Source organism: Candidatus Binatia bacterium, from assembly GCA_036382395.1.
GTDB lineage: Bacteria > Desulfobacterota > Binatia > HRBIN30 > HRBIN30 > JAGDMS01.
In genome coordinates, this window is the sequence record DASVHW010000207.1 from 12,417 (window position 1) to 38,275 (window position 25,859).

The 25,859-nt window shown below is 62.9% G+C and carries 23 protein-coding genes; 14 read left to right on the top strand and 9 right to left on the bottom strand.

What is annotated here, in order from left to right; genetic code table 11:
* The first annotated feature begins 136 nt into the window (after positions 1 to 136).
* The 5 genes from VF515_09455 (at position 137) to VF515_09475 (ending at position 4,547) form a co-directional block, all read left to right on the top strand.
* Positions 137 to 871 (top strand): sugar phosphate nucleotidyltransferase, encoded by a 735-nt coding sequence (locus VF515_09455; GenBank protein HEX7407860.1) that lies wholly within the window; start codon positions 137 to 139, stop codon positions 869 to 871.
* Positions 872 to 957: 86 nt separating this feature from the next.
* On the top strand, positions 958 to 2,313 hold the full coding sequence (gene galK / locus VF515_09460) for a galactokinase (GenBank protein HEX7407861.1): 1,356 nt from the start codon (positions 958 to 960) through the stop codon (positions 2,311 to 2,313).
* 46 nt (positions 2,314 to 2,359) lie between these two features.
* Positions 2,360 to 3,388, top strand: a complete 1,029-nt coding sequence (locus tag VF515_09465) for a phosphotransferase family protein (protein ID HEX7407862.1) — start codon at positions 2,360 to 2,362, stop codon at positions 3,386 to 3,388.
* A 3-nt stretch (positions 3,389 to 3,391) separates the two neighbouring features.
* Positions 3,392 to 4,168: a hypothetical protein gene (locus VF515_09470; GenBank protein ID HEX7407863.1), complete on the top strand. Its 777-nt coding sequence runs from the start codon at positions 3,392 to 3,394 to the stop codon at positions 4,166 to 4,168.
* Entirely contained in the window at positions 4,143 to 4,547 is a 405-nt protein-coding gene (locus VF515_09475) for a DUF6285 domain-containing protein (protein HEX7407864.1), read from the top strand. Before VF515_09470 ends, VF515_09475 begins: the two co-directional genes overlap by 26 nt.
* Positions 4,548 to 4,703: 156 nt before the next feature.
* On the opposite strand, the gene VF515_09480 is transcribed toward VF515_09475, so the two are convergent.
* The 3 genes from VF515_09480 to VF515_09490 form a co-directional block, all read right to left on the bottom strand.
* Complete coding sequence (locus VF515_09480; protein HEX7407865.1) at positions 4,704 to 6,365, bottom strand: ATP-binding protein; 1,662 nt, start codon at positions 6,363 to 6,365, stop codon at positions 4,704 to 4,706.
* Positions 6,366 to 6,397: 32 nt separating this feature from the next.
* Positions 6,398 to 8,908 carry a PAS domain S-box protein gene (locus VF515_09485; protein HEX7407866.1) on the bottom strand — a complete coding sequence of 837 codons (2,511 nt, stop codon included), beginning with the start codon at positions 8,906 to 8,908 and terminating at the stop codon, positions 6,398 to 6,400.
* 153 nt (positions 8,909 to 9,061) lie between these two features.
* Positions 9,062 to 10,189, bottom strand: a complete 1,128-nt coding sequence (locus VF515_09490) for a DUF362 domain-containing protein (protein ID HEX7407867.1) — start codon at positions 10,187 to 10,189, stop codon at positions 9,062 to 9,064.
* 192 nt (positions 10,190 to 10,381) lie between these two features.
* Here VF515_09490 and VF515_09495 point away from each other — a divergent pair, with 192 nt between their 5' ends.
* From VF515_09495 to VF515_09510, 4 genes are all read left to right on the top strand, one after another.
* Positions 10,382 to 11,734 (top strand): hypothetical protein, encoded by a 1,353-nt coding sequence (locus VF515_09495; GenBank protein HEX7407868.1) that lies wholly within the window; start codon positions 10,382 to 10,384, stop codon positions 11,732 to 11,734.
* Between the two features lie 113 nt (positions 11,735 to 11,847).
* The gene (locus tag VF515_09500) at positions 11,848 to 12,729 is read left to right on the top strand and encodes a metal ABC transporter substrate-binding protein (GenBank protein ID HEX7407869.1); all 882 of its coding nucleotides are present in this window, start codon (positions 11,848 to 11,850) and stop codon (positions 12,727 to 12,729) included.
* 7 nt (positions 12,730 to 12,736) lie between these two features.
* Positions 12,737 to 13,492: a metal ABC transporter ATP-binding protein gene (locus VF515_09505; protein ID HEX7407870.1), complete on the top strand. Its 756-nt coding sequence runs from the start codon at positions 12,737 to 12,739 to the stop codon at positions 13,490 to 13,492.
* Positions 13,489 to 14,310: a metal ABC transporter permease gene (locus VF515_09510; GenBank protein HEX7407871.1), complete on the top strand. Its 822-nt coding sequence runs from the start codon at positions 13,489 to 13,491 to the stop codon at positions 14,308 to 14,310. Before VF515_09505 ends, VF515_09510 begins: the two co-directional genes overlap by 4 nt.
* A gap of 23 nt (positions 14,311 to 14,333) precedes the next feature.
* Here the strand turns inward: VF515_09510 and VF515_09515 are convergent, their stop codons facing one another.
* The 3 genes from VF515_09515 to VF515_09525 all read right to left on the bottom strand — a co-directional run bounded on the left by VF515_09515 (position 14,334) and on the right by VF515_09525 (position 18,834).
* On the bottom strand, positions 14,334 to 15,662 hold the full coding sequence (locus VF515_09515) for a citrate synthase (protein HEX7407872.1): 1,329 nt from the start codon (positions 15,660 to 15,662) through the stop codon (positions 14,334 to 14,336).
* Positions 15,663 to 15,755: 93 nt separating this feature from the next.
* Positions 15,756 to 18,497: a UPF0182 family protein gene (locus VF515_09520; GenBank protein HEX7407873.1), complete on the bottom strand. Its 2,742-nt coding sequence runs from the start codon at positions 18,495 to 18,497 to the stop codon at positions 15,756 to 15,758.
* Positions 18,498 to 18,504: 7 nt separating this feature from the next.
* A complete protein-coding gene (locus VF515_09525; GenBank protein ID HEX7407874.1) occupies positions 18,505 to 18,834 on the bottom strand; it encodes a DUF1232 domain-containing protein in 330 nt (109 codons plus the stop codon).
* Between the two features lie 140 nt (positions 18,835 to 18,974).
* On the opposite strand from VF515_09525, the gene VF515_09530 reads away from it, so the two are divergent.
* The 5 genes from VF515_09530 (at position 18,975) to VF515_09550 (ending at position 22,882) form a co-directional block, all read left to right on the top strand.
* Positions 18,975 to 19,643 carry a glutathione S-transferase N-terminal domain-containing protein gene (locus VF515_09530; protein ID HEX7407875.1) on the top strand — a complete coding sequence of 223 codons (669 nt, stop codon included), beginning with the start codon at positions 18,975 to 18,977 and terminating at the stop codon, positions 19,641 to 19,643.
* A gap of 99 nt (positions 19,644 to 19,742) precedes the next feature.
* Positions 19,743 to 20,315, top strand: a complete 573-nt coding sequence (locus VF515_09535; GenBank protein ID HEX7407876.1) for a Uma2 family endonuclease — start codon at positions 19,743 to 19,745, stop codon at positions 20,313 to 20,315.
* A gap of 1,528 nt (positions 20,316 to 21,843) precedes the next feature.
* Positions 21,844 to 22,104: a DUF4160 domain-containing protein gene (locus tag VF515_09540; protein HEX7407877.1), complete on the top strand. Its 261-nt coding sequence runs from the start codon at positions 21,844 to 21,846 to the stop codon at positions 22,102 to 22,104.
* 10 nt (positions 22,105 to 22,114) lie between these two features.
* Positions 22,115 to 22,375: a DUF2442 domain-containing protein gene (locus tag VF515_09545; GenBank protein HEX7407878.1), complete on the top strand. Its 261-nt coding sequence runs from the start codon at positions 22,115 to 22,117 to the stop codon at positions 22,373 to 22,375.
* Between the two features lie 255 nt (positions 22,376 to 22,630).
* Positions 22,631 to 22,882, top strand: a complete 252-nt coding sequence (locus VF515_09550) for a hypothetical protein (protein HEX7407879.1) — start codon at positions 22,631 to 22,633, stop codon at positions 22,880 to 22,882.
* 23 nt (positions 22,883 to 22,905) lie between these two features.
* Here VF515_09550 and VF515_09555 read toward each other — a convergent pair whose 3' ends face one another.
* The 3 genes from VF515_09555 to VF515_09565 form a co-directional block, all read right to left on the bottom strand.
* Entirely contained in the window at positions 22,906 to 23,214 is a 309-nt protein-coding gene (locus VF515_09555; protein HEX7407880.1) for a type II toxin-antitoxin system RelE/ParE family toxin, read from the bottom strand.
* On the bottom strand, positions 23,211 to 23,456 hold the full coding sequence (locus VF515_09560; GenBank protein HEX7407881.1) for an addiction module protein: 246 nt from the start codon (positions 23,454 to 23,456) through the stop codon (positions 23,211 to 23,213). The genes VF515_09555 and VF515_09560 overlap by 4 nt, the downstream gene beginning before the upstream one ends.
* Before the next feature lie 293 nt (positions 23,457 to 23,749).
* Positions 23,750 to 25,552, bottom strand: coding sequence for a tetratricopeptide repeat protein (locus VF515_09565; protein HEX7407882.1), 1,803 nt, complete (start codon positions 25,550 to 25,552; stop codon positions 23,750 to 23,752).
* Positions 25,553 to 25,859: the final 307 nt, after the last annotated feature.

The window sequence follows — 25,859 nt, forward strand, 5'->3', positions numbered from 1 at the left end:
GAGCGCACGCATCGCGTTGCGACTGTAGCAAACAAGGCTTGCACGGTGAACCGAAGTCCATGACTGCTCTCTGATTTTGTCCTCGCGTTTCCACGACAGCGCCGTTACTATTCCAGCACATGAACTGGAGTTGCAGGTGACCGCCGTCATTCTTGCCGCCGGCCTAGGGACCCGTATGGGAGCGCTGACGGGCAACCTCCCGAAGCCTCTCCTCCCGTTGAGTGGCCGCCCGATCATCGACCATGTGTTCACCGGCCTGCGAGCGGCCGGCATCCGTGAGGTCGTCGTCATCACCGGATACCTGGGAGAGCAAATCGAGTCTCACCTGGGAACCGGTGAACGCTGGGGCCTCCGGCTGACCTATCGGTCTCAAACCCAGCCCGATGGCACTGCCCGGGCTTTGCTCTTGGCGCGGGAAGCTGTCAGCGGAGGTCCGTTCCTCCTTTCGTGGGGCGACATCGTGGTGGAGCCCGAGCAGTATGCGGTCCTGGTTGCGGAATATGGTCGGACACCGTGCGACGTGATGCTCACGGTCAATGCGACCGCCGATCCGTGGCGGGGCGCGGCGGTGTACGTGGACAGCGACTGGCGTGTCACTGATCTGATCGAGAAGCCTCCGCGCGGCTCCTCGCGCACCCCTTGGAACAACGCCGGCATCTTCATCCTCACGCCGCTCATCTTCAGCTACGCCGAGCAGCTGCGCCCCTCGCCACGCGGGGAGTACGAGCTGCCGCAGGCGATCACCGCGATGATTGCCGACGGCCGTGTCGTGCGCGCCTGCCCGGTGCGAGGTTTCTGGAGCGATCTCGGTACGCCGGAAGACCTGGCGGCCGCCGAGCGTGCATTGCGAAGTGCGCCGGGGAGAGTGTAGCCGCAATTGGACCACAGTGCCGTTGTGCTCACGTGTGTTCGTAGGTGCGCAGCCGGCTGCGCTGGCTGGAATCGCGCCGCAACTTTATGACTAGCGAGACTGAATCTCCCGAAGCGCACCGTATCAGCCGGCTGGTGGCGCAGTTCGCCCGGCAGATGGGCCGGGCAGCCGCATTTGTTGTCCGTGCCCCTGGGCGCGTCAATCTGCTGGGTGAGCATACGGACTACAACGGGCTTCCGGTGCTGCCCATGGCGATCGATCGCAGCATTGTGGCCGTGGGTGCGCCACGTACGGATGGGGTGGTGAGCCTGGCCAGCACGGCGGCGCAATTCGGCTCCCGTCGCTACGAGCTGTGCGAGCACATCCCGCCGTTCGGTGACGGCGATTGGGGCAACTACTCGAAGGCGGCCGCGCAGGGGTTGATACGAGACTGCGGTGGGACACTGCCCCGCGGTGCCGATCTGCTGATCGACGGCAACATTCCTAGCGGCGCCGGGCTGTCGTCATCGTCGGCCTTGGTGGTAGCGAACGCCCTGGCGCTGCTTGCTGCCAACGGGGTCGAGATCCCGTACGTCAAGCTCGCCGAGTTACTGCCCGTGGCGGAGCGGTACGTCGGGACACTGAGTGGGGGCATGGACCAGGCCACCAGTCTGCTGGCACAGCAAGGGCGTGCGCTGCGCATTGATTTCTTTCCGCTCCGCGTGCGTACGGTGCCGCTGCCGCCGGGCTACAGCATCGTGGTGTGCCACAGCCTGGTGCAGGCGGAGAAGTCCGGGACCGCCCGGCGTGGATACAATCTTCGAGTGATTGAGTGTCGGCTTGCCTGTCGCCTGCTGGAGCGCGCTCTCGGAACTGCTTTGCCGCGTCCGTTGCAAACACTGGGCGACTTGGTGACGTTGTTCCCGGGACGCCGGCTGGAGGAGTTCGTTTCCTATGTCAGTGCGCAGGTGCCGGACTGCCCGCTGCCGCTGTCGCAGATTGCCGCGGTCATCGGTACGTCCCCGGAACGCCTGCGCAACGAGTGTCAGATCACCTCCGATATGGGCGATCAATTCACCCTGCTGCGCCGCCTGCGGCACGTCATGTCCGAGGCCGGCCGGGTGAATGAAGCGGAGGAGGCCCTGCGTGCTGGCGACGCGCTGGGGTTCGGCCGCCTGATGGATGCGTCGCACGGCAGCTGCCGTGATGATTACGAGATCAGTTGTCCGGAACTGGAGGATCTGGTCCAGATCGCCAAGGAGGGAGGGGCGGTTGGCGCGCGGCTCACCGGCGCCGGATTCGGCGGCTGCGCGGTGAATCTGGTCGCAGACGGGGAGGTGAATTCGTTGCTGGTGCGTGTGGACCGCTTGTTCTACCGCCCGTCGCTAGGCAGGGCGGGTGACCTGCGGGACTACCGGTTCATCTTCAAGCCCCAGGCCGGCGCCGAGGTCTGGCGCTGCTGAGCGGCGCCGTGTTGGCTTTCGAGGTCTGCCGATATAAGGACACGGGATGGATGGGCCCGAGATGGAGCGCCGCCTGGCCGCCTTCATTGCCCGGCAGCTTGGGGTGGAGACGGTTACGGTCTCCAATCTGCGGCGCCTGCCGGGCGGCGCCTCTCGTGAAATCTGGTCGCTCGACCTGAGCTACGTTCGGGATGGAGAGCGCGCGTTCTTGCCCCTGGTTCTGCGCCGCGACCCACCCTCTCACCCGGCGCAAAGCGCTCGCCGCGACGAATTCCTCCTGCTGCAGGCGGCGCACGCCGAGGGCGTTCCGGTGCCGAAGGTGTACTGGATGGCTGATGATACAGAGACGCTCGGCGCGCCGTGTTTTCTGATGGATCTCGTCGAAGGGGAAACCATCGCGCGGCGCCTGCTGCGCGATGATGCCTACGCCCGGGCGCGTCAGGTCATGACGGGACAGTTGGGACGCATCCTGGCGAAGGTCCACCGTATTGATCCCGTCAAGCACGGTCTTGCGTTTCTCACCGGAGCGTCAGCTGACGGCACGCCGGCCGAGGGTGAGCTCGACCGATACGAGCAGATATATCGCTTCATTTCACCCGACCCGCACCCGGCGTTCGAATTGGCGATCCGCTGGCTGCGTCACCGGCTGCCGCGCGACGGCGAGCGCACGGTGGTCCATGGCGACTACCGCATCGGCAACGTCATCTTCGGTCCCGAAGGAGTGCGTGCCATTCTCGACTGGGAGCTGGCGCATGTCGGTGATCCGATGGAAGACCTGGGCTGGATCTGCGTGCGTTCCTGGCGTTTCGGTAGTGACGACAAGCCGGTGGGCGGCATCGGCAGGCGCGATGAATTCTTTCGCGCCTATGAAGCAGGCGGCGGCTCCAGGGTTGATCCCGAGCGTGTGCGGTTCTGGGAGGTGCTCGGCAACCTCAAATGGGCCATCATCTGTATCATGCAGGCCAAGACCTATCTCGACGGCCATTCGAAGAGCGTCGAACTCGCCAGCCTCGGGCGGCGCTCGGCCGAGATGGAACTGGAGCTGTTGAACCTTATCGAGACTGAGGGAGCGTGAATCGTGTTCGTGCGTCGTGTGTGGTGCTGGCTGCTCTGGCTCCCGTGCCTCCCGTGGGTGGCCGGGTGCTCACTACTGACGCAGTGGGAGAGACCGGTTCCGCTGGCCAACTCGTTGCAGGAGATCGTGCCGCACAGCGACCGCGACCATTTTGTGTACGTCTGGCGGCGGATCGAAGACGGGCGCGTGACGGCGGCTGGGGTCCAGGTCGAGCATGTGAGCGCCATCAAGGGCGGCGAATTTGAAGTGACCTTGAGCGAGAACGGGAGGGCGATGGGTCGGATGCGCTTCCGCGATGAGGGGAGCACGTTGGTGCTCCTCCGTGAAGACGATCTTTCGCGCGGCTTTGGCTTCACCTACGACCCCCCACTGGCGCAGCTGCAGGTGCCCTTGTTCCCAGGCCGGCAGCAGGCATCGGCGTCCGCCACCATGGCGCGGAGCGCTGATGGTGAGACCATCGCTGTGGTGCCCGTGACGCAGGTGGTGGAGGCCCAGCCCGGTGCCGCGGTGCATTCGCGCCTGGGTGATTATCGCAGTTCCGTGGTGATCCGGACGGCACGCACGTTACACTTGCCCGATGAGGTAAGCGAGATGCAGGCGGAGACCGTCGTGGTGCCGGGTATCGGTGAAATCAGCTCGACCGGAAGCGTCTCCGATACGCAGGTGCTGCACCGGGAGTTGGCCTGCGCCATCATCGGCGGCCGGCGCATCGGTGATTGCACCCATCTGAATAAGAGCTGGGAGGAGAACAACGATGCAGGACCGTCCGACGTGCGCTGAACTACTCGAGGCGGTACAGCACTTTCTCGAAACAGATGCCGTGCCGGCGCTCGACGGCCCGAAAAAGTTTCACGCCCGCGTCGCCGCCAACGTGCTGGCCATCATCCGGCGTGAGCTGGAGAGTGAAGACACGCAACTGCGTGATGAGTGGCGGCGGCTTGGTGAGCTGCTCGGCATCTCGGATGCGGTGCCCGCAGACCGCGCCGAGCTGCGGCGAGCCCTGCGCCAGCACACGAAGGAGCTGTGCCAGCGGATTAGCCAGGGCGATGCCGATGCCGGTGAGTGGCGCTCCGCCGTGATAACCCACGTGCGCCACACCGTCGAGGACAAGCTGCGCGTCGCCAATCCGAAGTATCTGAGCGGTGAGTCGAGAGGCTAGAGTCTGGAGGTTCGTGCAACTCCCAGCCGACAGCCCTTAGAAATTGCGGCGTGCTACCAAGCCAGGCGGAAAAAAGCCTAGGGATGGCAGCGTCGCGGCCTGCTACAGAACCGCCGCAATGAAGCAACTCGCCCGCGACCTGGCACGCCTGGGCGCCTAAACCGACGGCACCCAGACACGGAACGTTGAGCCGCGTCCGACCTCGCTGTCGACGGTGATCCTGCCGCCCAGAACGTCCAGCAGGCGACGCGCGATGTGAAGTCCCAGGCCGACCCCGCCGAAGCGGCGGGTCATCGAGGACTCACCCTGGCGAAACGGCTCGAAAATGATCGGCAGCGTCTCCGGTGCAATGCCGATGCCGGTGTCGGTCACTGAGAATTCCACACCGCCATCCCTGCTGCGTACACCGACAGTGACGCGACCTTCTGCGGTGAACTTCATGGCATTCCCGATCAGGTTCTTGAGCACCACCTTGAGCTTGACCGGGTCAGTGTGAAGTGGCGGTAGTTGCGGCGCGACATCCCAGACAAAGTCCACATTCGGTTTGTCGCGTAGCTCGCTGGCTTCTGCGTCCAGCTCGCTGACGAGGTCGGACAGGATGATCTCCTTCACCTCCAGCGGGACGTGCCCCGCTTCGAGGCGGCTGAGGTCGAGGGTGGCGTTGATGAGTTCGAGCAGCCCGTGGGCGCTCTTGTCCATTCGTCGCAAGACATCGATTTGCTCCGCTGTCAGTGGGCCAAACTCCCCATCGAGCAGGAGATCGTTGTAGCCCACGACGATATTGAGGGGGGTGCGTAACTCGTGTGACATGGTGGCCACAAAGTCAGACTTGAGACGGTTGGCACGCTCCAGCTGTTCGACCAGCCGTGCGTTCGTCAAGGCAAGCGAGGCGAGGTGAGCGATCCCGCGAGCGATGCGTTCCTGCTGAGGGCCAAAGGGATCCCTGCGTCCACGATAGGCCGCGGTATGTATCCCGACGATTTCACCGCCGCGGCGCAGCGCCATGAAGAGGATCACCGTAATGCCATACGCTGTGAGCACGCCTGCAAACGAAAGGTCCTGACGGATCGTGGTATTGACGACCTGGTCACGTTCGAGCCGCGCCAACAGATGTGCGAGTGGTGGGCGAGGCAGCTTGAGCACGTGGATCGACTCCCATTGCTCGGGCGTATGCCCATAACCCGACACCGGAACGAACACCTGCTCTTCGGGCTGCCAGAGCACCGTGTGACTCCAAGCACACTCCAAGACTTCCGTAGTGACCTGGCAGAGTCGGTTGAGGAGCACCGGGGTGTCGAGGGAGGAAATGAGTTCCTGACCGACGCGTGCCAAGGCGCCGGAAACATGAGCCTCGTCCCGCAGAGCCTCCTGTGCCTGCCGGCGTTCCCGCCGTACTTCGGCTTCGCGCAACTCGCGCTCAATGGCGGGTGCCAGTCGCGCCAGGTTGCCCTTCATGATGTAGTCTTGCGCACCGGCCTTCATGGCCGCAACCGCGACTTCTTCACCGATGGCTCCGGACACGACGAGAAAGGGAAGATCGAGTCCGGAGTTCTGCAACAGCAACAAGGCGGCAAGCCCACTGAAGCGCGGCAGTTCGTAGTCGGCAAGCACAACATCCCAGGCCTGCTGGGCAAGGGCAATTTCCATGGCGGGGCGGCTGTCGATGCGGCGGTACGTCAGATCATACCCAGCACGCCGCAGCGCATGCCTCACCAACTCGGCATCGTCCTCGGAATCCTCCACGTGCAAGACGCGAAGCGGCCGGGAGGACTGCGGATCGCGGCGCGCCTCATCGTCGCCGGATGGTCGCCTGTTCATGCCGGAGCCCACAGCCGCGCCCCTCGAATAACTCACTCGTTGCTGCTGGATGGCGCGAGCGTGAAATAGAACGTCGCGCCCTGCTCGACGGCGCCTTCGGCCCAGATGCGGCCGCCGTGACGATGAATGATGCGCTGCACGGTTGCCAGGCCGATGCCGCTGCCCTCGAACTCATCGGACCTGTGCAGGCGCTGAAAGGCTCCGAAGAGTTTGCCAGCGTACGCCATGTCGAAGCCAGCACCATCATCGCGCACAAAATAGGCCGGCTGCCCGTTGACTTGCATGAAGCCGAATTCAATCCGCGCTCGCGGATGCTTGCTGGTATACTTCCACGCGTTGCCGAGCAGGTTGTCCAGCGCCACCCGTAACAAGCGCGCATCGCCGCGCACCACCAGCCCCGCCGTGATGACGAATTCGACCTGCCGCTCCGGTTGCGTCTTCTGCGACTCCTCGGCGACGGTTTGTGCGAGGGCGCTCAGGTTGACCGGCTGCCACTGCATGTCAGCGCGTACCACCTGTGAGAGGCTGAGCAGATCGCTGATGAGCTGCCCCATGTGCTCAGTGGCGCTACACACGCGATCGAGGTAGTGCTTCCCTCGCTCATCGAGCTTGTCCGCATAGCCCCCCAACAAGAGCTTGGTGAACCCGTTGATGTGTCGTAGCGGTGCCTGCAGATCGTGCGACACGGAATAACTGAAGGCTCCCAGTTCGTTGTTCGCCGCTTCGAGTTGGGCGGTGCGCTCAAGGACGCGCCGCTCGAGTTGCGCGTTCAGGCGGCGAATCTCTTCCTCCGATTGCATGCGTTCGGTGACGTCTCTGGAGATGATCACTGCACGGTGCTCGCCGCTCGCCGTCCGAAATGCCTTGCCCGCGCCCTCGAACCAGCGCCACTCTCCGTTCTTGTGCCGAAAGCGAAACATCGCCTTGGCCGACCGTGTGGCAAACAGCGCTGTGGTATGGGCGAGATCATCGGGATGCATCAATTCAAAACCGCTTCTGCCGACCAGCTCGCTCGGATCGTAGCCCAACACTTCCTTGTGATTGGGGCTGACATACAAGAGTGGGCCCTCAAAGCTCACTTCGGCGATCAGGTCGTGTGCGTTTTCCGCCAGCCGACGATATCGTTCCTCACTTTCGCGTAACGCTTCCTCGGCTCGCTTGCGCTCGGTGATATCGCGGGCGTTGACGAGCAGCCCCGCCACCGCCGAGTCATCCGAGAAGTTTCTGACGACCGCTTCCACCGTACGCCACGAGCCGTCTTTGTGCCGAAATCGAAATGGCACAGTTACTGCCGTAAGGCGATCCTGTGTCGCTTCGGCAAACTTGCGGGACAGTTCTGGCAGATCGTCTTGGTGAACGAAATCAAACGCGTTCCGGCCCACGAGTTCGTCGGGTGTGAATCCCGATGTCTGCACGTGGGACGGGCTGGCGTAGCGGTAGGTTCCGTCGGCGTCCAGAATCGCAACGAGGTCCAACGCCTTCTCGATCAGCGAGCGGAAATGCTGCTCGCTGTCGCGCAGTGCCGCCTCCGCCCGCTGGCCCTCGGTGATGTCGCGCAGGATGACGGTGCGCAGCTGCCGGCCCGCGATTTCTACGCGGGAGATCGAGGCCTCCATCGGGAACTCATCACCGTCGGCACGGAGGCCACTGGCGCAGCCCCGCGCACCCCTCATTTCCTTGGTAGCCATTGTTTGATCGAAGGCCCGGATCCGCTTCCGATGCGCGGCGCGAAAACGTTCCGGGATGAAGCGATCGAGCGTCTGCCCGATCGCTTGTGCGGCAGGGCAACGAAATATCTGCTCGGCAGCCGGGTTGAAAAGCACGATGCGCTGATCGGCGTCGACGGTTATGATCGCATCCATCGCCGAGTCGATGATGCTGCCGAGGTGTGCCTCGCTTTCCCGCAGCGCCTCCTCTCCCTGCTTGCGCTGGATCGCCTGACCCAGCAGATCCGCAACTGACTGCACGAAGGCAATGTCGTCCGCCGTGAATATCCGTTGCCTTGCTGTATGTGCACCCAGCACACCGAACGGGCGTTTCTGACCGCGGATGACCACGCTCAGGCCGCTCACGATTCCGTGGTCGCGGAGCAGCGGCGGTACACTGAATCGCGTCTCCGTGCGCAGATCTTCGACCACCACCGGTTCATCGGAGAGGAGCGTGTAGCCAGCCTGAGACTCAGTACCGGCGCTCACCGTCGCCGCGCCCACGAACCCGTTCCGCCAGCCAGCCCCGGCCTGCAAGTGCAATGCGCTGCCATCCGGCAGCAGCTCCAGGACCTTGCAGTACTCGACCGCGAGCGTCTCGGCGACCAAGCTGACCGCATGGTCGAATAGGGTGGTCCGATCGGTGGCGGTCAGCGCCTGCCGTCCAAGGTCCGCAAGCGCGGCCTGCTGCTGCGCCAGAGTTCGGAGCTGCTCCTTGGCCAGCTTACGGTCGGTCAGGCGGATTTGTTGGCGGGGTCGCGGCGACTGTGGGAGTGCGTTCGTACGTTCTGGGTTGCGGCGTTCGTTCCTACGCTCCGGGCGATTGACGTCTCTCATGTAATCGTGCGCCACCTCTCGGCAGTTCGAACATCGCTTGAGCGAGCTCGGATAACGGCACCGACCCATTGAGCATGGCGCCGGGGCCGCGCATTCGAGCCTCTAACTGTGAGTGTTTATCATACCAGAGTTACCATGTACACTTACGTTGCGCTACGCCGCTTTCGTTTGCGCGCCTTCCGCACCGGTCGCAGCGTACTGTTGGAACAGCCCCCCCCACGGTGTGGTGGTGAGCCAGCTCTCGAAGGTGCGGCGGTCCTTCAGCGGCCAGCGGAAGTAGTCGTGGTAGGCCTCGGAGCCGAAAATGAACAGGTGTACCAGTGGCGTGCGGAAGAAGAAGTTCTGGATGCGCTTGACCGGGCTGAACCAGAGGAGGTCGCCGACGCGGCTGGCGAGATTGTCGCCGACATGGAAGTGCCAATTCTCCCGCGAGATGTCTTCGCCGACAATTTCGATCTCCTCCGGCTTGCCGATCCCGAGCCCGGCCTCATGTGCCAGGTTGATGTATTTGATGCTCATCGGGTCGAACCCCATCATCTTCGCGGCGACGGCGTCGATGGCCACTTGATCGGCACTGGCGAGGATCACGTTTTTGATCACCGGAAACATGGTGCGTGGACCCGGACCGTTACCGCAGGTCGTGCCGTCCATCACGGCGAAGAGCCCGGAGTGAATTTCCTTCTGGATCGCCAGCAGGTCGACGATGGTCTCATGGATCCAGCTGTGGGTGTAATGACGTAACGTGTTCAGCAAGCCGCCAAAGGCGTTCTTTATGGCGCCGGTCGTTGTCGTGTAGATGTGGCACTTGACCGTCGGCAGGTGCACCACGTTCTTGCCGATGAAGTAGTCGGGGATCTGGATGCCACCGTAGTCGCGGTAGATCGCATCCAGCGCGAGCATCTTCGCTTTGGGCCGGTAGGAGATCCACTTCATGTCCTCGCCTTTGAAATTGTACAGAACCGGGATGCCGTAGCGCCGGAAGATGGGCATGTATTTGTTCAGGTCTTCGCCCTTGAACGCGTCGGTGACCACGGTCTTGTTCTGCACGCACGACAGGTCGTGGTAGCCGTTGTTGCGCAGGCCAAGGATGGTTCCCTCGAGCTGCCAGGGTGTGGTGTTGGCGCCGGGGAAGGGAAAGTGCCACGAGATGTTGTCTTTCAAGATCGTGGTGCTGGATGCGTTCAGATGGTGCTGGACCTCAGCCATTTCCATCAGACGCTGGTAATCGGCCAGAACCGTCTCCGGTTGAGTTTTCAAGACCGCGACTTTCGATTTCAGCATGCTAAACCTCTCATGCCGCATGTTAGCACGCCCCCGGAAGCGGGCAAACCGAGATCCCGCCGCTCCGTCCGAGGCTTGTGTTCGGCTCGGTGGCGGCGTACCTGATACAGGTTGAGACGTTGCCACTGCGTGAGGGTGAAACGATGCAAGGGAGCACCGATGCGATATGCGAGAGCAGTATGGCTTGCGTTCATGATCGCAGTCGCACCGCTGGTGGCGACGGCACAGGAGCCGCCGGCTCCGGGTGGCGGCGAGGCCCGGGAGATTGAAGAGTTACGGAAAGAGGTGCGCGAGCTGCGGCAGGCGGTGCGCGCATTGCAGGAAGCACAGAAGCAGCCGCCCGCAGCGACCGGCCAAACCGAGCAGGAAAAGGAATTGGAAGCGGAGATCCGAGCCGCCATGCCTCCGGCGACTCCCGGCGTGCCCGCCCCGGCGGCTGCCAACGAGGCCATCACGACTGCTGCCCCAGTGATCCAGCCGGCGACTGGACCCGGTGTGGGCAAGAGCTCGTCGCTGCTGAACCCCGACATCAGTTTCATCGGCGACTTCACCTTTCTCGGCACCGACAATAATCAGCTGAACAAGGCCAATCGCTTCAGCTTCCGTGAAGCCGAGCTGGGGCTCCAGGCCCCGATCGATCCGTTCGCACGGGCCGATGCGTTCCTCACGGTCGACGAAAGCGGATCGTTCGACATCGAAGAGGCGTACGCCACCTTTCTCACTCTGCCCTTCAACCTCCAGGCCCGCGCCGGCAAGTTCCGTCTCATGTTTGGCAAGAACAACGTCCTCCACCGCCACGCCCTGCCACAGACCGATCGGCCTTTCGTGGAAGTGGATAACTTCGGCGACGAGGGCTTTGCCGGGACCGGTGCGGAGCTCAGTTACCTGGTGCCGAATCCGTGGGATCAGTACCTGCTGCTGACCGCAGAGGCGGTCAACGACCTCGGTGCGCCGCTCCCGGCAGGTCAAGGGACGACCTTGGATCAGCCGGCGCCGGGGCGTGCCCTTCGCGACGTGGTGTATCTTGGCCACGCCCAGTCGTTCTTCGATCTGGACCCCAACAACAACCTCGAGTTGGGGGCTTCGGTGCTGCTCAATCTGCCGCGGCGGGAGACGCAGACCAGAATGTACGGTGTCGATCTCACCTACCGCTGGCGGCCGCTGGGGCAGGCGGGTTACCGGCAGTTTCTCTGGCGTACGGAAGGGTATTTCACCGACAAGCAGCTGCGCGGTGCCGATGCGGCAGCGCTACTGCCGATTGAAGACAACACCTTCGATACCGCCGGCTTTTACACCTATGGTGAATACCGGGTGGCGCAGCGCTGGTGGCTCGGCACCCGGGTTGATTGGACGGAAATCCCAGCGGTGCGGCGCCAAACCGAGTGGGGCGTCTATCCCTATTGCACCTTCGCCCCGACTGAGTTCGGCTACTTCCGCTTGGGATATCAGCACGCCGTGTCGGACCGGTGGCGCGACAAGGATTCGAATCGGGTGTGGCTGCAGTACGACTTCTCCATCGGTCCGCACGCGGCGCACGCGTTCTAAAAGCTCAGGAGACAGGCTTCATGAGAGTATGCACTAACGATAGGCGGAACAGGTCTGGTCTGGGCCGGGCAAGCAAATGGCTTGCGGGAAGTCTACTGGTCATCACGGCGCTGATGGCGCGGCCGAACCGTTCTGCCGCCAAGCTCTACGTCGTCACCACCACCCCCGATCTTGCCGCCGTCGTCCGCGACGTGGGTGGCGATAAAGTCGAAGTCGAAGCCCTGGCGCTGGGCACGCAGGATCCGCATTTCGTCGACGCGAAGCCGAGCTTCATTCTGAAGCTCAATCGCGCCGACCTCTACGTCAAGCGCGGATTGGAACTCGAAATCGGTTGGGCGCCGGTTCTGGAAAACGGCGCGCGTAACGCCAACATTCTGACGGGAGGCCGCGGCTTCGTCGACGCCTCGGCCGGCATCGCTCCATTGGAGATCCCCAGCGGTGTGGTCAGCCGCGCTCTCGGTGATGTGCACCCCTACGGCAATCCGCATTACCAACTCGATCCTGCCAATGCCAAGATCATCGCCCGCAACATTGTCGTCGGCTTGTCGCGTGTGGACGTCGGCGATCAAGCCTACTTCGAGCAGCGGCTGGCGGACTTCGAGCGGCGCATCGACGAGAAGCTGGCGCAGTGGCTGCAGCTGATGAAGCCGTATCAGGGTGCAAAAATCGTCACCTATCACAAGAGCTGGGACTACTTCGCTCAACGCTTCGGCCTCGACGTCATCGGCACCATGGAGCCAAAGCCGGGGGTGCCGCCGTCACCGGCGCACTTGGCGCAGCTGATCCAGTTGATGCAGGCGCAGCACTGCAAGCTGGTCATCAAGGAGCCGTTTTACCCTGAGAACCTCACGCGCGTGGTGGCTGAGAAAACCGGCGCCAGGGTGCTGACCCTGCCGGAGTCACCGGGCGGCGCTCCGGGTACGGACGATTACTTTTCGTTCATGGACTACGACGTCAAACAAGTTGCGGCTGCATTGGCGGCGGCGAATGGCTGAGCCCGCGATGAGCCAAGCACTCATCGAGTTCGATCAGGTCACGCTCGGTTACGGTCATCACGTTATCCTGCGCGACGTGAACCTTACGGTGGCACCGGGAGACTTCCTCGGCATCGTCGGCCCCAATGGCGCCGGAAAGACCACGTTGTTGAAGGCATTGCTCGGTACCCTGCGGCCACTGAGCGGCCGGCTGACGATCAACACGCCAACTGGAACGTTCGGGTATGTACCGCAACGGGAAGCGGTGGACGAGACCTTCCCGCTGACCGTGCGCGAGATGATCATGATGGGACGCTTTGCGCGTATCGGCCTCTTGCGTGGGCCGAGCCCGGCGGACCAGAGCGTTGTCGGTGCCGCGGCGGCGCACGTCGGCATCGAGGACCTTTTCGACCGCCGCTACCGTACCCTCTCGGGCGGGCAGAAACAGCGCACGTTGATCGGGCGCGCCCTGGCGGCGGAACCGAGCGTGTTGGTGCTGGATGAGCCGACGAACGGCATGGACCTGCCGGCGGAAAAGGCCATGATGGACCTCGTCCGCCACTTGCACGTGCAGGACAAGCTCACCGTGATCATGGTCAGTCACTTGCTGAACGTGGTCGCCTCGTACGTGCGGCGCCTGGCGATCGTGGGCGATGGCAAGGTGGAGGTGGGACCCGTCGAGAGCATGCTGACGGCGGAGAAGCTGAGCGCGCTCTACCGCACCCGCGTCGTCGTCGACCGCATCGATGGCCGTGTGGTTGTGCTGCCGGGAGCGGACGCATGATTGAGATGTTCGGGCAGAGCTTCATCCGCTATGCGGTGTTTGCCAGCGTGCTCGCCGGCGGCATCTCGGCGTACCTCGGCGTGTACGTCCTCCTGCGCCGCATCGTCTTCGTCGGCATCGCGCTGGCCCAGATCGCGACGCTCGGTGTGGCCGTCGGCCATCTGCTCGGCCTGCATCAGGCCGAGGCGGCGTTCGGCATGAGTCTCGTCGGCGTCACCTTCTTCGCCTTCCAGCGCGACCGTGGCCGCATTCCGCGGGAGAGTGCCATCGGCGTGGCCTATGCCGCTGCCTCGGCGCTCACTATTCTGTGCGTCTCCAGGAATCCGCTCGGTGAGATGGACGTGCTCAGCCTCATTTTCGGCAACGTCCTCGGCGTCACCGAAGCGCAGCTGTACATGTTGGGGGCACTGGCGGCTGTGGTAGTGGCGCTGCACGTTCTCTTCCACAAGGAGCTGCTGTTCACGGCGTTCGATCCGGACATGGCGGAGACCATGGGCTACCGTGTGCAGTGGTGGGAGTTCTTCTTCTACCTCGTCCTCGGCGTCGTCTTTTCCCTGAGCGTCAGCGTCGCGGGCGTGCTGGTGATCTTCTCGTACCTGGTCATTCCGGCCACGGCGGCGCTGGTCCTGGACGTGGGCATGAACGCGTCGTTTGTGGTGGCGGTGCTGGTTGCGGTGGTCGCCGGAGCCGGCGGGGTGTTCCTGTCCTACCAGTATGACCTGCCGACCGGCCCGACCATCGTGGCAACGCTGTCGCTTCTTCTCCTGCTGTGCTGGCTGTTCAAGGCGCTGACGCGCCTGCGAGCGGTGGAGGCGTAGTGAGGCGGAGGCGAGCGCAGGACTCAGATGGTCTCGGCCACCGCCTCCTCGCGCATGCTCGGTTCCGGCCGCTGGCTGATCGGCGTGTAGGCGCGGGGGGCTTCCCCGGTGTAGACCTGGCGTGGGCGGGTGATGCGCTGCTCTGGATCCCGAACGAGTTCCGCCCACTGCGCCATCCAACCCGAGGTGCGAGGGATGGCAAACAACACGGGGAACATCGTCAGCGGGAAGCCCATGGCCTGGTAGATGATGCCCGAGTAGAAATCGACGTTCGGGTAGAGCTTGCGCGAAACGAAGTAATCGTCCTGGAGGGCGATCCGTTCCAACTCCAGTGCGATGTCGATCAGCGAGTTTCTGCCCGTGACCTCGAAGACCTTGTAGGCGACTTTCTTGATGATCTTGGCGCGCGGGTCGTAATTCTTGTACACGCGGTGACCGAAGCCCATCAGCCGCCCTTCGCCGGCCTTGAACTTCTTGATGTATTCCGGAACCCGCTCCACTGATCCAATCTCCAGCAGCATGCGGATGACGGCTTCATTGGCCCCCCCGTGCAGCGGTCCGTACAGTGCCGCGACCGCGGCGGCCACCGCCGAGTACGGATCCACTTGCGAGCTGGCGACGGCCCGGAGGGCATTGGTGGAGCAGTTCTGCTCGTGGTCGGCGTGCAAAATGAAGAGTACGTCCAGCGCCCGCTCCAGGGCCGGGTCGGGTTTGTACCTCACCTCCGTCATCTTGAAGAGCATCGAGAGGAAGTTGCCGGTGTAGCTGAGGTCGTTGTCGGGATAGACGTAGGGCAAGCCGCGGCTGTGGCGGTACGCAAAGGCGGCGAGCGTGGGCAGCTTGCCGATCAGCCGCCGCGTCTGCAGACGCCGGGACTCCAGGGCAAAGATGTCTTTGGCGTCCGGGTAGTAGGTCGACAGTGCGCCGATGGTGCCGACCAGAATGCCCATGGGATGCGCGTCGTAGCGGAACTCATCGACGAACTTCTTGATGTTCTCGTGCACCATGGTGTGGATCGTGACGTTGTGCTGCCACATCTCCAGGTGCTTGGCGTCGGGCAGTTCGCCCTTCACGATCAGGTACGCGGTCTCCAGGTAAGTGCTCTTCTCCGACAAATCCTCGATGGCATAGCCACGATACCGGAGGATGCCTTTGTCGCCGTCGATGTACGTGATCTTGCTCTTGCAGGTTGCCGTGTTGGTCAACGCCGGGTCGTAGCCCATGAGACCGCCATCGTCGGGTGAGGCCTTGATCTGACGGAGATCCGCCGTGCGGATGGCGTTGTCCTCGATCGGGAGTTCGTAGTGCTTGCCGGTACGGTTATCTGTGATCGTCAGCGTGTTCTTCGCCATGGTCGTGCCCCTCGCTTCCATAACATGCTGGGCCTTGTATGGCAGAATTGTGCCGTCTTGTCACCGAGGGGATCAACGTGCGGGGACGCCGTCCTAAGAGGCCGGCGCCGTGCCTTCCAACGCCTTCTGCAGCGCGTTCATTTCCGCGCCGAAGGTTTGCCAGTCGCCCTTGCGCAACGCCTCGAAAGCCTGGCGATAGTGCTTGAGGGCTTCGGCGGTGGGGGCGCCAGGCGGCGGTCCGGCTCCTGACGGCGCGGCTGCCGATGGAGAGGATACGGTCGCCACCGCCGGCTGTTTTTCGTCCCCTGCGAACAGCGCGGCGAGCAAAGGTTCGACGTTCTGGCTCATGATGACACGATCGCCAGCCGAGGCGATCAGGCGCTTCAATTCGGGCAACTCTCGCTTTTCAGCACGCAAATACAGGGGTTCGAAGTACAACAGCGCGTCGTCGATGGGAATGACCAGCAAGTTGCCGCGGACGACACGGGAACCGGTCTGGTTCCATAGCGACAGCTGCTGCGAGATGGTGGTGTCCTGGTCGATGCGTGCCTCGATCTGCGCCGGGCCGTAGATGAGCTTCTCCTTGGGGAAGGCGAACTCGATCACCGTGCCGTAATGGGCGCTGTCGCAGCGTGCCGCCAACCACGCGATCATGTTGTCGCGGTTGTTCGGCACCATCGGCAGCATGAGGATGAACTCCTCGCGCGGCTCACCCGGCAGGCGCATGATGGTGTAGTACGGCTGCATGGTGACGGTCTCGCCGCTGAAGCTCTCTTGCGGAAAGCTCCAGAGGTCCTCCTTGTTGTAGAACACCTCGGGGTTGGTCATGTGGTAGGTGCCGTACGTGCTGGCCTGCAGGATGAAGAGATCCTCCGGGTAACGGATGTGCTGGCGTAACCCAGCCGGCATGGCGTCCAGCGGTTGGAACAAGGATGGGAAGATGCGCTGGTAGGTCTGGATGATCGGATCCTCCGGGTCGGCGATGTAAAAGGTGACCGTCCCGTCGTACGCGTCGACCGCGATTTTCACGGCGTTGCGGATGTAGTTGATGCCCGCGGGCCGGTTCTGCTGCGAGTAGGGCAGGGCGTCGCTGGTGGTATAGGCGTCTTGCAGCCAAATCAGTCTGCCGTCGCTGACGACCAGGTACGGGTCGTGATCGAGGCGCAGAAAAGGCGCGATGCGATTGATGCGTTGTTGCGTCAGCCGACGGAACAGGACTCGGCTGTTGTTGGTGACGTTGCCGCTGATCAGTAACTTGATGTCACCGAAGTACCAGGCAAACAAGGCGCGACGCCACAGGCTGTCGAGCGCTACCCCGTCGCGTCCTCGATACGTGGTGTACACATTTTCCTGTCCCTTGGCATAGTCGAACTCGTTGGTGCCGCCGCCCACGACCACGTAGGCGCGGGTCTCTTCGCCGAAGTATATTTCGGGACGCTCGATGCGCAGGTCTGGCGGCGACACCGGGGGAATGTCCTTGACGTAGAAGATCGGCAACCCTTCCTCGTCGAAGCGGTTCACCGGGCTCATGGCGAGGCCGTTGCCGTGCGTGAACTTGAAGTGCTGGTTGATCCAGGTCTGGGCATCCGCCGGCAGCCGTGTCTGATTGAGCTCGCGGGCCGACAGCATCACCTGTTGATAGGTCCCGTTGATGGTGTAGCGATCGATGTCGACGTCGCGGAAGTCGTAATAGAGGCGGATCTCCTGCAACTGCCGGTAGGTGTCGAGCAACGGCCGCGGGTCCCACCACCGAATGTTCTGCACGGTGGTTTGGTTCGCCGCCAACACCTGCGGCGTCAACTTCCCTTCGGCCGGAAAGGGCTTGCTGCTGATGCGGTCGAGGGCGAAACCATAGCGCGTCAGAGAGATGTTGTTGGCAATGTATGGGGCCTCGAGCCGCAATTCATCCGGCTTGACGCGATAGCTCTGGAACAGGCCCGCCCCGATGCCCTCGACCAGGGACCCTGCGAACACCAGGACCACGGCGGCCACCGGCAAGCGAAAGCCGAGAAAGACAAAGTTGGCGATGCACAGTCCCATGCCGATGAGAGACAAACCCACCAGACCGGTCAGAAACGGTAAGCGCAGATGGACGTCGGTATACGCGGCGCCGAAGACAATGCCGTTGTTGCTGAGCAGGAGATCGTAGCGCTGCAGAAGGTAGTCTGCCGCCTTGAGGAGCAGGAACAGCGCCAGCAATGCGGAGAGGTGGCGGATTGCGGCCGGGCTCAGTCGCGGCGACGCCTCGCTCAGGTCGATGGCACCGCGCGCCCAGTACACACCGGCGGCCATCGCCATCGCCAGAAAGATGATCAGGATTCCCCAGTCCCGCGCCAGACTGTACACGGGCAGCGTGAAGACATAAAAGCCGAGGTCGTTTCCGAACAGCGGGTCGGTGCGCCCAAACGGCATAGCATACCGCCACTTGAGGAACATCTCCCAGTTGCCTGCCTGCGCCAGGCCGATGATCAGACTCAGGACGCCCGCAACCACGACGACGATCAGGCGCCACGGAAGATCCTCCGGGGAGAAGTTCAGTAGCTCCGGCAAGCCTTCGATGCTAATCCCGTTGCCGCCCATCAACCGAAACCGCCGCACGGGTGGCAGGCGCGCGCTGGTGGCGAGGAGCCCGCTGGCCAACAGGAGCACCGCGGACAGGCAGGCGACGACTCCAAAGGCGACGAACTTCATCTGCCACGTGGTCGAAAAGACCGCCCCAAATCCGAGCGTGCCGAACCACAGCCAGTCGACCAGGAAGTCGCTGAGGGTGGTGAAGCTAATGACAGCGGTGATGACCAGCGCCGCCAGGATCAAAAGGGGGACAGTCCGCTTCATGGTTGGCTCACGCCCTTCCAGTTTCCGCGTCGATCCGGCCGACGTGCTCCTGCACGACCTCGCGCGGACACATATACATGAACAGACGGCACACGACGATCAGGACGACGAGATCGTCAATCTCGCCGACGACAGGAATCACATCGGGAATGATGTCGATGGGCGACACCCAATACAGCAGACTGAGGAGCAGCAGCCCCTTCGGCCAGACGGACACCCGGCGGTCCCAGAACAAGCGCCAGTAGAGCCGCACGAAGTTCGGCAGGTGACGTACGAGCCGTAGCCAGCGCATGCCGACTTGTAAGGGGGGCCACGTCGAGCCGGCACGCAGGGACATGGATCACTTATACCCCCTCTGCGCCCCCGCGTCACGGCCCGTGCCATGAGTGTGGCGACGGCGTGGAATAGGCGCACCAGTTGGATCAGGATTGGCACGCTGGCATGATCGAAGCCTGGGACAAACGGAAGGGAGAAGACATGATCGATCTGTTCACGGCGCCAACGCCGAACGGCTGGAAGGTTTCCATCATGCTGGAGGAGATCGGACTGCCGTACACGGTGCACCCGATCCAGCTGCAGGAGGGACAGCAGAAGGAACCCTGGTTCCTCAAGATCAATCCCAACGGCCGCATTCCGGCCATCATCGACCGCGACGAGGATGACTTCGCCGTGTTCGAATCGGGGGCGATTCTCATTTACCTGGCCGAGAAGACCGGTAAACTGCTGCCGACGAACGTGCGCCGCCGTTCCGAGGTGATCCAGTGGCTGATGTTTCAAATGGCCGGCGTCGGCCCGATGCAAGGGCAGGCCAACGTCTTCTTCCGCTACGCGCCCGAGAAGATCGAGTACGCGATCACGCGCTATCAAGACGAGACGACACGCCTGTACCGTGTTCTCGATCACCGTCTCGCCGACCACGAATTCCTCGCCGGCGATTATTCGATCGCCGACATTGCCACCTGGCCGTGGGTGCGTATCCATGCGTGGGCAGGAGTGGAGACCGACGGCATGCCGAACCTGAACCGGTGGCTCGACACCGTGGCGGCCCGTCCCGCCTGCGTGAAAGGCGTCCAGGTCCCCTCCCTGACCGACAACGGCAAAGAGATGCAGCGCTGGATCGATAAGTTCCGCGCCGGTGAGGCGTGAGGAGGAGCGGTCAGCGCGCAGCTCCGTAGCGGCGCAGCATGCTGCGCCAGGTCGGCCCGAATCTTCTCTTCGTCCGACGGACTTGGTACGATACACCCAATGGTACAAACGGTACCCGTTGAGACCCGCTACACGGTGGAGCGCTACTTCGAGCTTGTCGAAACCGGCGTGCTGCACGCCGACGATCGGGTGGAGTTGCTGGAGGGGGTGATCGTTGCGGTGTCTCCGCAGAACCCGCGGCACGCGTCGGCAACAACGCGGGCGCACCATGCCCTCGCTAATGCGCTGGCGCACCGGGCCGTCGTTCGTGTGCAAATGCCATTGGTTCTTGGCAGCTACTCGGTTCCGGAGCCGGACGTGGCCGTCGTGCCGGGAACGGACGCTGACTACGACGACGCGCACCCGACCACGGCGTTGCTCATCGTTGAAGTCGCCGACAGCTCGCTGTTGCAGGACCGCCTCACGAAGAGTGCGCTGTACGCTGCCGCCGGGATTCCCGAGTACTGGCTGGTGAACCTGCGCGACGACTGCATCGAGGTGTTCCGGGCGCCCGATCCCAGCACGCGGCGCTACGCCGAGACGCGCACCCGGCGGCGCGGTGAGCAGATCGATCTCGTGGCCTTTGCGGATGCGCAGGTAAGTGTCAGCGATCTGTTGCCGACCCGGAAGTGAGGCGGCGAACCGCTCTGTTCGGAGTGTGACCTTCCCGCCACCGACGTGCCGACCAAGCCGCTCCCAGCGCGATGCAAATACGCAAAGGCCCGGCCCAGCCTAAGCGCAATGCCCGTGGGATAAGCGGGGCATTAACCCGCAGGGTGGCGCCGCGTAGGACGCCGAGAAAGGGGGTGCGCATCGATGGCTTAACTGTTTGACTTGCAAGCGAGTCATGACCTATGGGAGGTAGATGGTGGCAGAGTGCTATGCTGCAGGAACCCGCAGGGGTAGCGGATTTCATTCGGGAGTCGAATTGTAGCCCCATGCCTCACAGATGGATCGAAAATGTATCTGATCAGGGGCTGGAGCGGTGTAGGAGGGCGACATGATTGAGGGCTGCCACATCGCATCGGGGTTAGCACTGAGTGTTACTCTCATTGGTTGCCCGGAAGCGGCTCCATGCTCGCGTGTCAGAGGCGCGAGTGTGCCGATGATGGCAACTGCGATGCTAACGGTTACTGCGTCAACCACCTGTGTTATGACCGCCTCGGGACGTGCGCGGCCTACGCGCCATAGAAAGCACTACGACAAGAGGGCTAACTCTTCGCGTCGAGCCGACCGGCTGGACCTTGGATGCCTGTCGCGAGCGTCCCTGCGCCGGAAGCTCACGCGCAGGACGTTGAGGCTGCACAAACACCCTGCGAGCACGTGGCGAACATCCACAATTCCGATATCAACCTCCGAGAGGCGAAACGTGACGATTCGGTCGACAATACCTGAAGGTGTTGCCCTCCGGACGTGCAGGGACCATCGAAACACGTGGCGGGGACAAATCGCGGCTTCGCGTGAACTTCGACAGAGGTGCGTGTTCGGGGTTGTTCTACAAGCTCGTTAGATTCAGATGCAGGTGATGATCAAGCGAGGGTCGGACACGCGTTTCACGCTTGGGTTTCCTTTCGGCGCGCGCGCCATCCAGCGGACGTTTCTCCTCCCGTTCGTTGTAGGGTGGGCCATCGCATGCGGCGACGGCAACGATCATCAACAACGGCCGGACCTTCGTCCTCTCAGCAGCAACATCGTCTGTCCCGGTTGCGGACCATATTTGCTTACGATCTGTGTAGGCAACGACGGTAACGCAGCCGCAGAGGACTTCGATGTTTGGGTGGATACCGTGCCGTTCGGCACCTTCAGAAGCCTAGCGCCAGGTGATCAAGAATGCCTTGACGCTCGTTACAGCCATACTGGTCCGGGACCGACAGCGCTCATCAATGTCGATCCTGAGAACAAAGTGGAAGAGCAGAACGAGGACAATAACACGCTCGCATTTCCCCGACCTAACCCGACGGGATGCGATATCATTTGCACACCTGGCCCAACGCCAGTGCCGACGCACAAAGCCGCAACTGGCATTGAAAGAGACCTCCGTTGATGTCCGGCTCTAGATCCCGGCTGCAGGCGCCGAGCGGAAGCCGGTTTGAGTGGCGCCCGCCCCGCCTGAGCCGTAGGCTCGTTAGGCCCGAACAAGAATCTGCGGTAGCATAATGCGATGCCGGCAATCTCGATATTCTTCGGAATCGTAATCAAGATGTTCTACAACGAGCACGAGCCGGTGCACTTTCACGCTGAGTACCAGGGCCAGCGAGGCAAGTTCGACCTCACCGGTCGGATGGTGCTCGGCAACATCGGTTCCAAGACGGCGTTGCGCCTGATCAGGCAGTGGGCGAAGGAGCATGAGGCAGAGATCCGCGCTAACTGGCAGCGCATGAAGGCTGGCAAGCCGCTCGAAATGATTGAGCCGTTGCGGTAGAGGAGGCGTCATGAACAGGATCCCGTGTGTGATCAAGGCCGAATATCGAGGTGGCCACCGGATTCATGTGACCTTCGATGACAATTCCGAGAAGACCATCGACTTTCGGCGGTGGCTGAAGGGGCCAGTCTTTGAGCCACTGAAAGACGTGAAGTATTTCCGGCGCTTCTTTCTTGACGGCTGGACGATAGCTTGGCCGAACGGGGCGGACATCGCACCCGAGGCATTGTGCGAGTGCGTCGAGGTAAGCCCTGAACGTGGAGCGACCTAACCCGGCGAGACCGACGCGAAAAGACTGCGCGGATCATCGCCAAGGCGTTAGGACTCTTGAGGTTCAGAGTGAACAAGCTGAAGCTCAGCTATGTGTTCCGCCGCCCACGCTACCCCGTCCTCTGCGAGGTACCGGGAGACTTGGTCGCGGCTCATTCGCTTGCGCAGCTTTGAGCGACGCGTCTCGAACTTCGAGTTGCTCCCGAACGCAACTCTACGGATGATCGATGCCACGGGGGATGGATGAGGCCTCCACGTGGACTTAGCCGCGGTGTCGCCGCTCGTTCTGAAAAAGAACTGGACCAAGACGGAACTGCTCGACCTCTACCGAGGTAGCGCGACCGGCAAGCGCATCGGCACCCCGCATTCGGACAAGGCGCTGTTCCGGAAGAGGTTGGACGCGTTGATTCAAACGGTTGCGGCTCTCATCGATCAGGGGAGCCGTCCGAAGCCGATCGAGACCGACGCCAGAAGAGGGCGCGGCTCATCGCCAAGCCGTTGGACATAGCTTCTTCGGGGGATAGAGTGCGGTCAGCGAGAACGCCAGTATCCAGGTTTGCGGCTGTGGTGAGCGAAAGCCACAACCTGAATCTCGGTGTCTTGCTCGCGGTACACGATGGCGTACGGAAACCGACGCAGTGGCAAGCGGCATGTGCCGCGTTCGGCGGGCACATGTGGAACGGGTGCGCCAAGACCTGGATGGCGCTCGATCAACTCCAACGTGTGCTGAATCTCGGCGAAGAACCCTCCGCCAAGTCCGGGGCGCTTCTCTTCGTACCACGCCACGGCCGCACGGAGTTCGTGTCGGGCGGCGTCCTCGACACGGAGGCGCTTGTTCACTTGCGCAGGATCTCAGCTTCGATCTGGCGGCGCACGTCTTCCCAGTCCGTCCTGCCGGTGGTGCCAGCATCCAGCGCCGCACACCGGCGCTCGATCTCGGTGGCCCACGCCTCCTCGATTTCAGCCGCGTCGCCATCGCGGGCTATGTCCAGGCTCTCGATCAACCGGGCGGCGATCTCCGCCCGTTCCTGCTCTGAGAGCCCCAGTGCGTCCTGTAAGATTCTGTCTGCAGGGGTCGTCACGAACGGGATCGTAGCACCGGGGCCGGAGCTAACCAAGCCGCTTCACCCGACGGCGGCGATGCGGCAGCTCGGTGAAAGCGCCGGAGCGTCCACGCCGCCGCGGGTGGCCGGCAAACGTTGAGGCTGTAGAAACAGTTGGCGCGCCCTTGTAAATCAAGTGCGAACGGTGCTGGGCGGTGACCCGGGACGGCTGATGCGGTGAGGAGGGGGGCGAAGGGCGCGGCACAAGCCGTACAACCTGAAGCAGGACAAGCTGATCCCGCTGTCCTACGCGGATCAGGCTTGGAACGACATCACGGCAGCTCGCCCAACAACTTGCGCACCGCCGCATCGGTCTCTGGCGGCAGGCTCAGTTGCAGGGCGCGCTGGAACTGGATGCGCGCACCGGCACTATCGCCCAGCACACTGAGCGCCTGCCCCAGGCCGACCGGGATGTCCGGATCCAGCGGGCTGAGCTGCTGCGCTTGTTGAAACAGTTGGCGGGCCTGCACCGCCTGATCGTGTCTCCAGGACGCGTCGTGGGTTCCGTCTTCGTTTCTGGCGCGCGTCAGCCCGATGAGACCGAGGTTGAAGAGCGCGTCGGCGGCTTGCGGGTTGCTGCCGAGCGCCGCCCGATAATAGCGCTCCGCTTCATCGAGCTTCTTCTCCATCATCGCCAGGCTGCCGAGGTTGTTGTTGATGGTGAAGAGCCCGAGAGCATCGTTACGGCGCTGCAGCGCCAGCCGGAAATACTCGCCGGCCCTGGCCGTATCGCCGAGCTGCTGGTACGCCGTCGCTAGACTGCGCATCGGCAGACCGTCGGTGAGGTTCTTGGCGGCGGTGTCTTCCCAGAGCGTCAAATTGCTACGCCACACGGCGTTGCGACGCACGGTGGCCACCACACCGGCACACAACAGGACCATCACCAGCACCGCCACTGCGCGGCGCGCTTGGCGCGACGGGAGCACCGACAGCAAATGCACGACGCCGTAGGCGAGGAGCAGACAGTAACCCACCGACGGCAGGTAGAGATAGCGCTCGGCCACAGGCGCAGGCGGGATCTTGATCACGATAGCCAGCGACGGCGCCAGGGTGCATCCCATCCACAACAGGAGAAAGCTCACCTCCCGTTCGCCCCGACGCCACGCCACCAGACCGCCCCACGCCGCAGCCGCCAGCATCGTGGCAATAGCCAGGAGAGCCGCTGCACTGGTCGGCACGTCGGAGATGTACGCACTCTGCCTGACGGGCAACACCAGCTTTATCGTGTAATGTCCGATTGCTCCGATGATCTTCGGTACCACATCGATACTCAACCCGCCTGCTGGGCCCAATACACTCCCCAACACGCTTTCCCGCGCCAGGACGTAGAGCATAAGCGCCGCCGCAAAGGGCAGGTAGTGAAGCACCGGTGTGCGACGCGATGCGGTCACCGCGCCCCCTTGCCGCCGGCGCTCAGCCCGGGGAATCGCCGGCACTGGGGACGCAGCGTTTCGGCCGAAGAGAACATCAGTCAGCGGCAGAAGCACAAAGAACACAACCGCGGTTTCCTTGGCCAGTGCCGCCATGAGCACCAGCGCTGATGCCGCCGTTGCGCGCCGCATGACTGTGTGATGTTCGGAGAAGTACGCCAGCGCGGCCGCCAGCGCAAAACCGCAGGCTAAGACGTCCGAACGTCCAGCACCCCACGCCACCGATTCCGAGTGGATGGGGTGGACCGCGAAGAACGCCGCGCCCAAACCCGCCATGCGCGTGCCCATCGAGCGCCCACCGAACAACACCAAGCCGAATCGAAACACCAGATACGTGGTGATGACGTGGTAGACGACGACCGACAGGTGAAACATCAACGGACTGGTTCCGGCGATGGCCCGATCGATCAGGTAGGAAAGGATCGTCAGCGGGCGGTAGTAGTCAGGACTGAACTGCGGAATATCGCGCGGCAGAAAGATCAGATCGCCAATGCTCCGAAAGGCGAGCAGCTGCCGCGTCAGTACAATCGGGTCATCCCAGACCAAACCGTTGGCGAGGGCGTTCGCATAGACCGCGGCGGCCAGCAAGACGACTGCCGCAGCGACGATGCGCCGGTCATCCAGGAGGCCGCTCTCGGGCGACATCACAGCTTGTGATGGCTTCGCAGGTCGCGCCATGGATCTAGGAAGTAGGCTCTTCGGAAGCACCCTTCGAGAGCCTGCCCATGAACATGCGTCGCTTCCGTCGCCCAGGGCGTTGCCCTATAAGCGACAGAACCGCCAGGGGGCGATTCCTTACGCCGAAGGCGTTATCCATCATAGCCCAGGGTTGCGAAGCTACCCTGGGTCGATGGTCCGAACAGTTTTCAACCCTGAAAGGGTTGCGTCCGGCCCCCGCCTCAGTCTCACACGTACCTATAGGCGTCACGTTGTAGGCCTCCGGTTGAGCTAG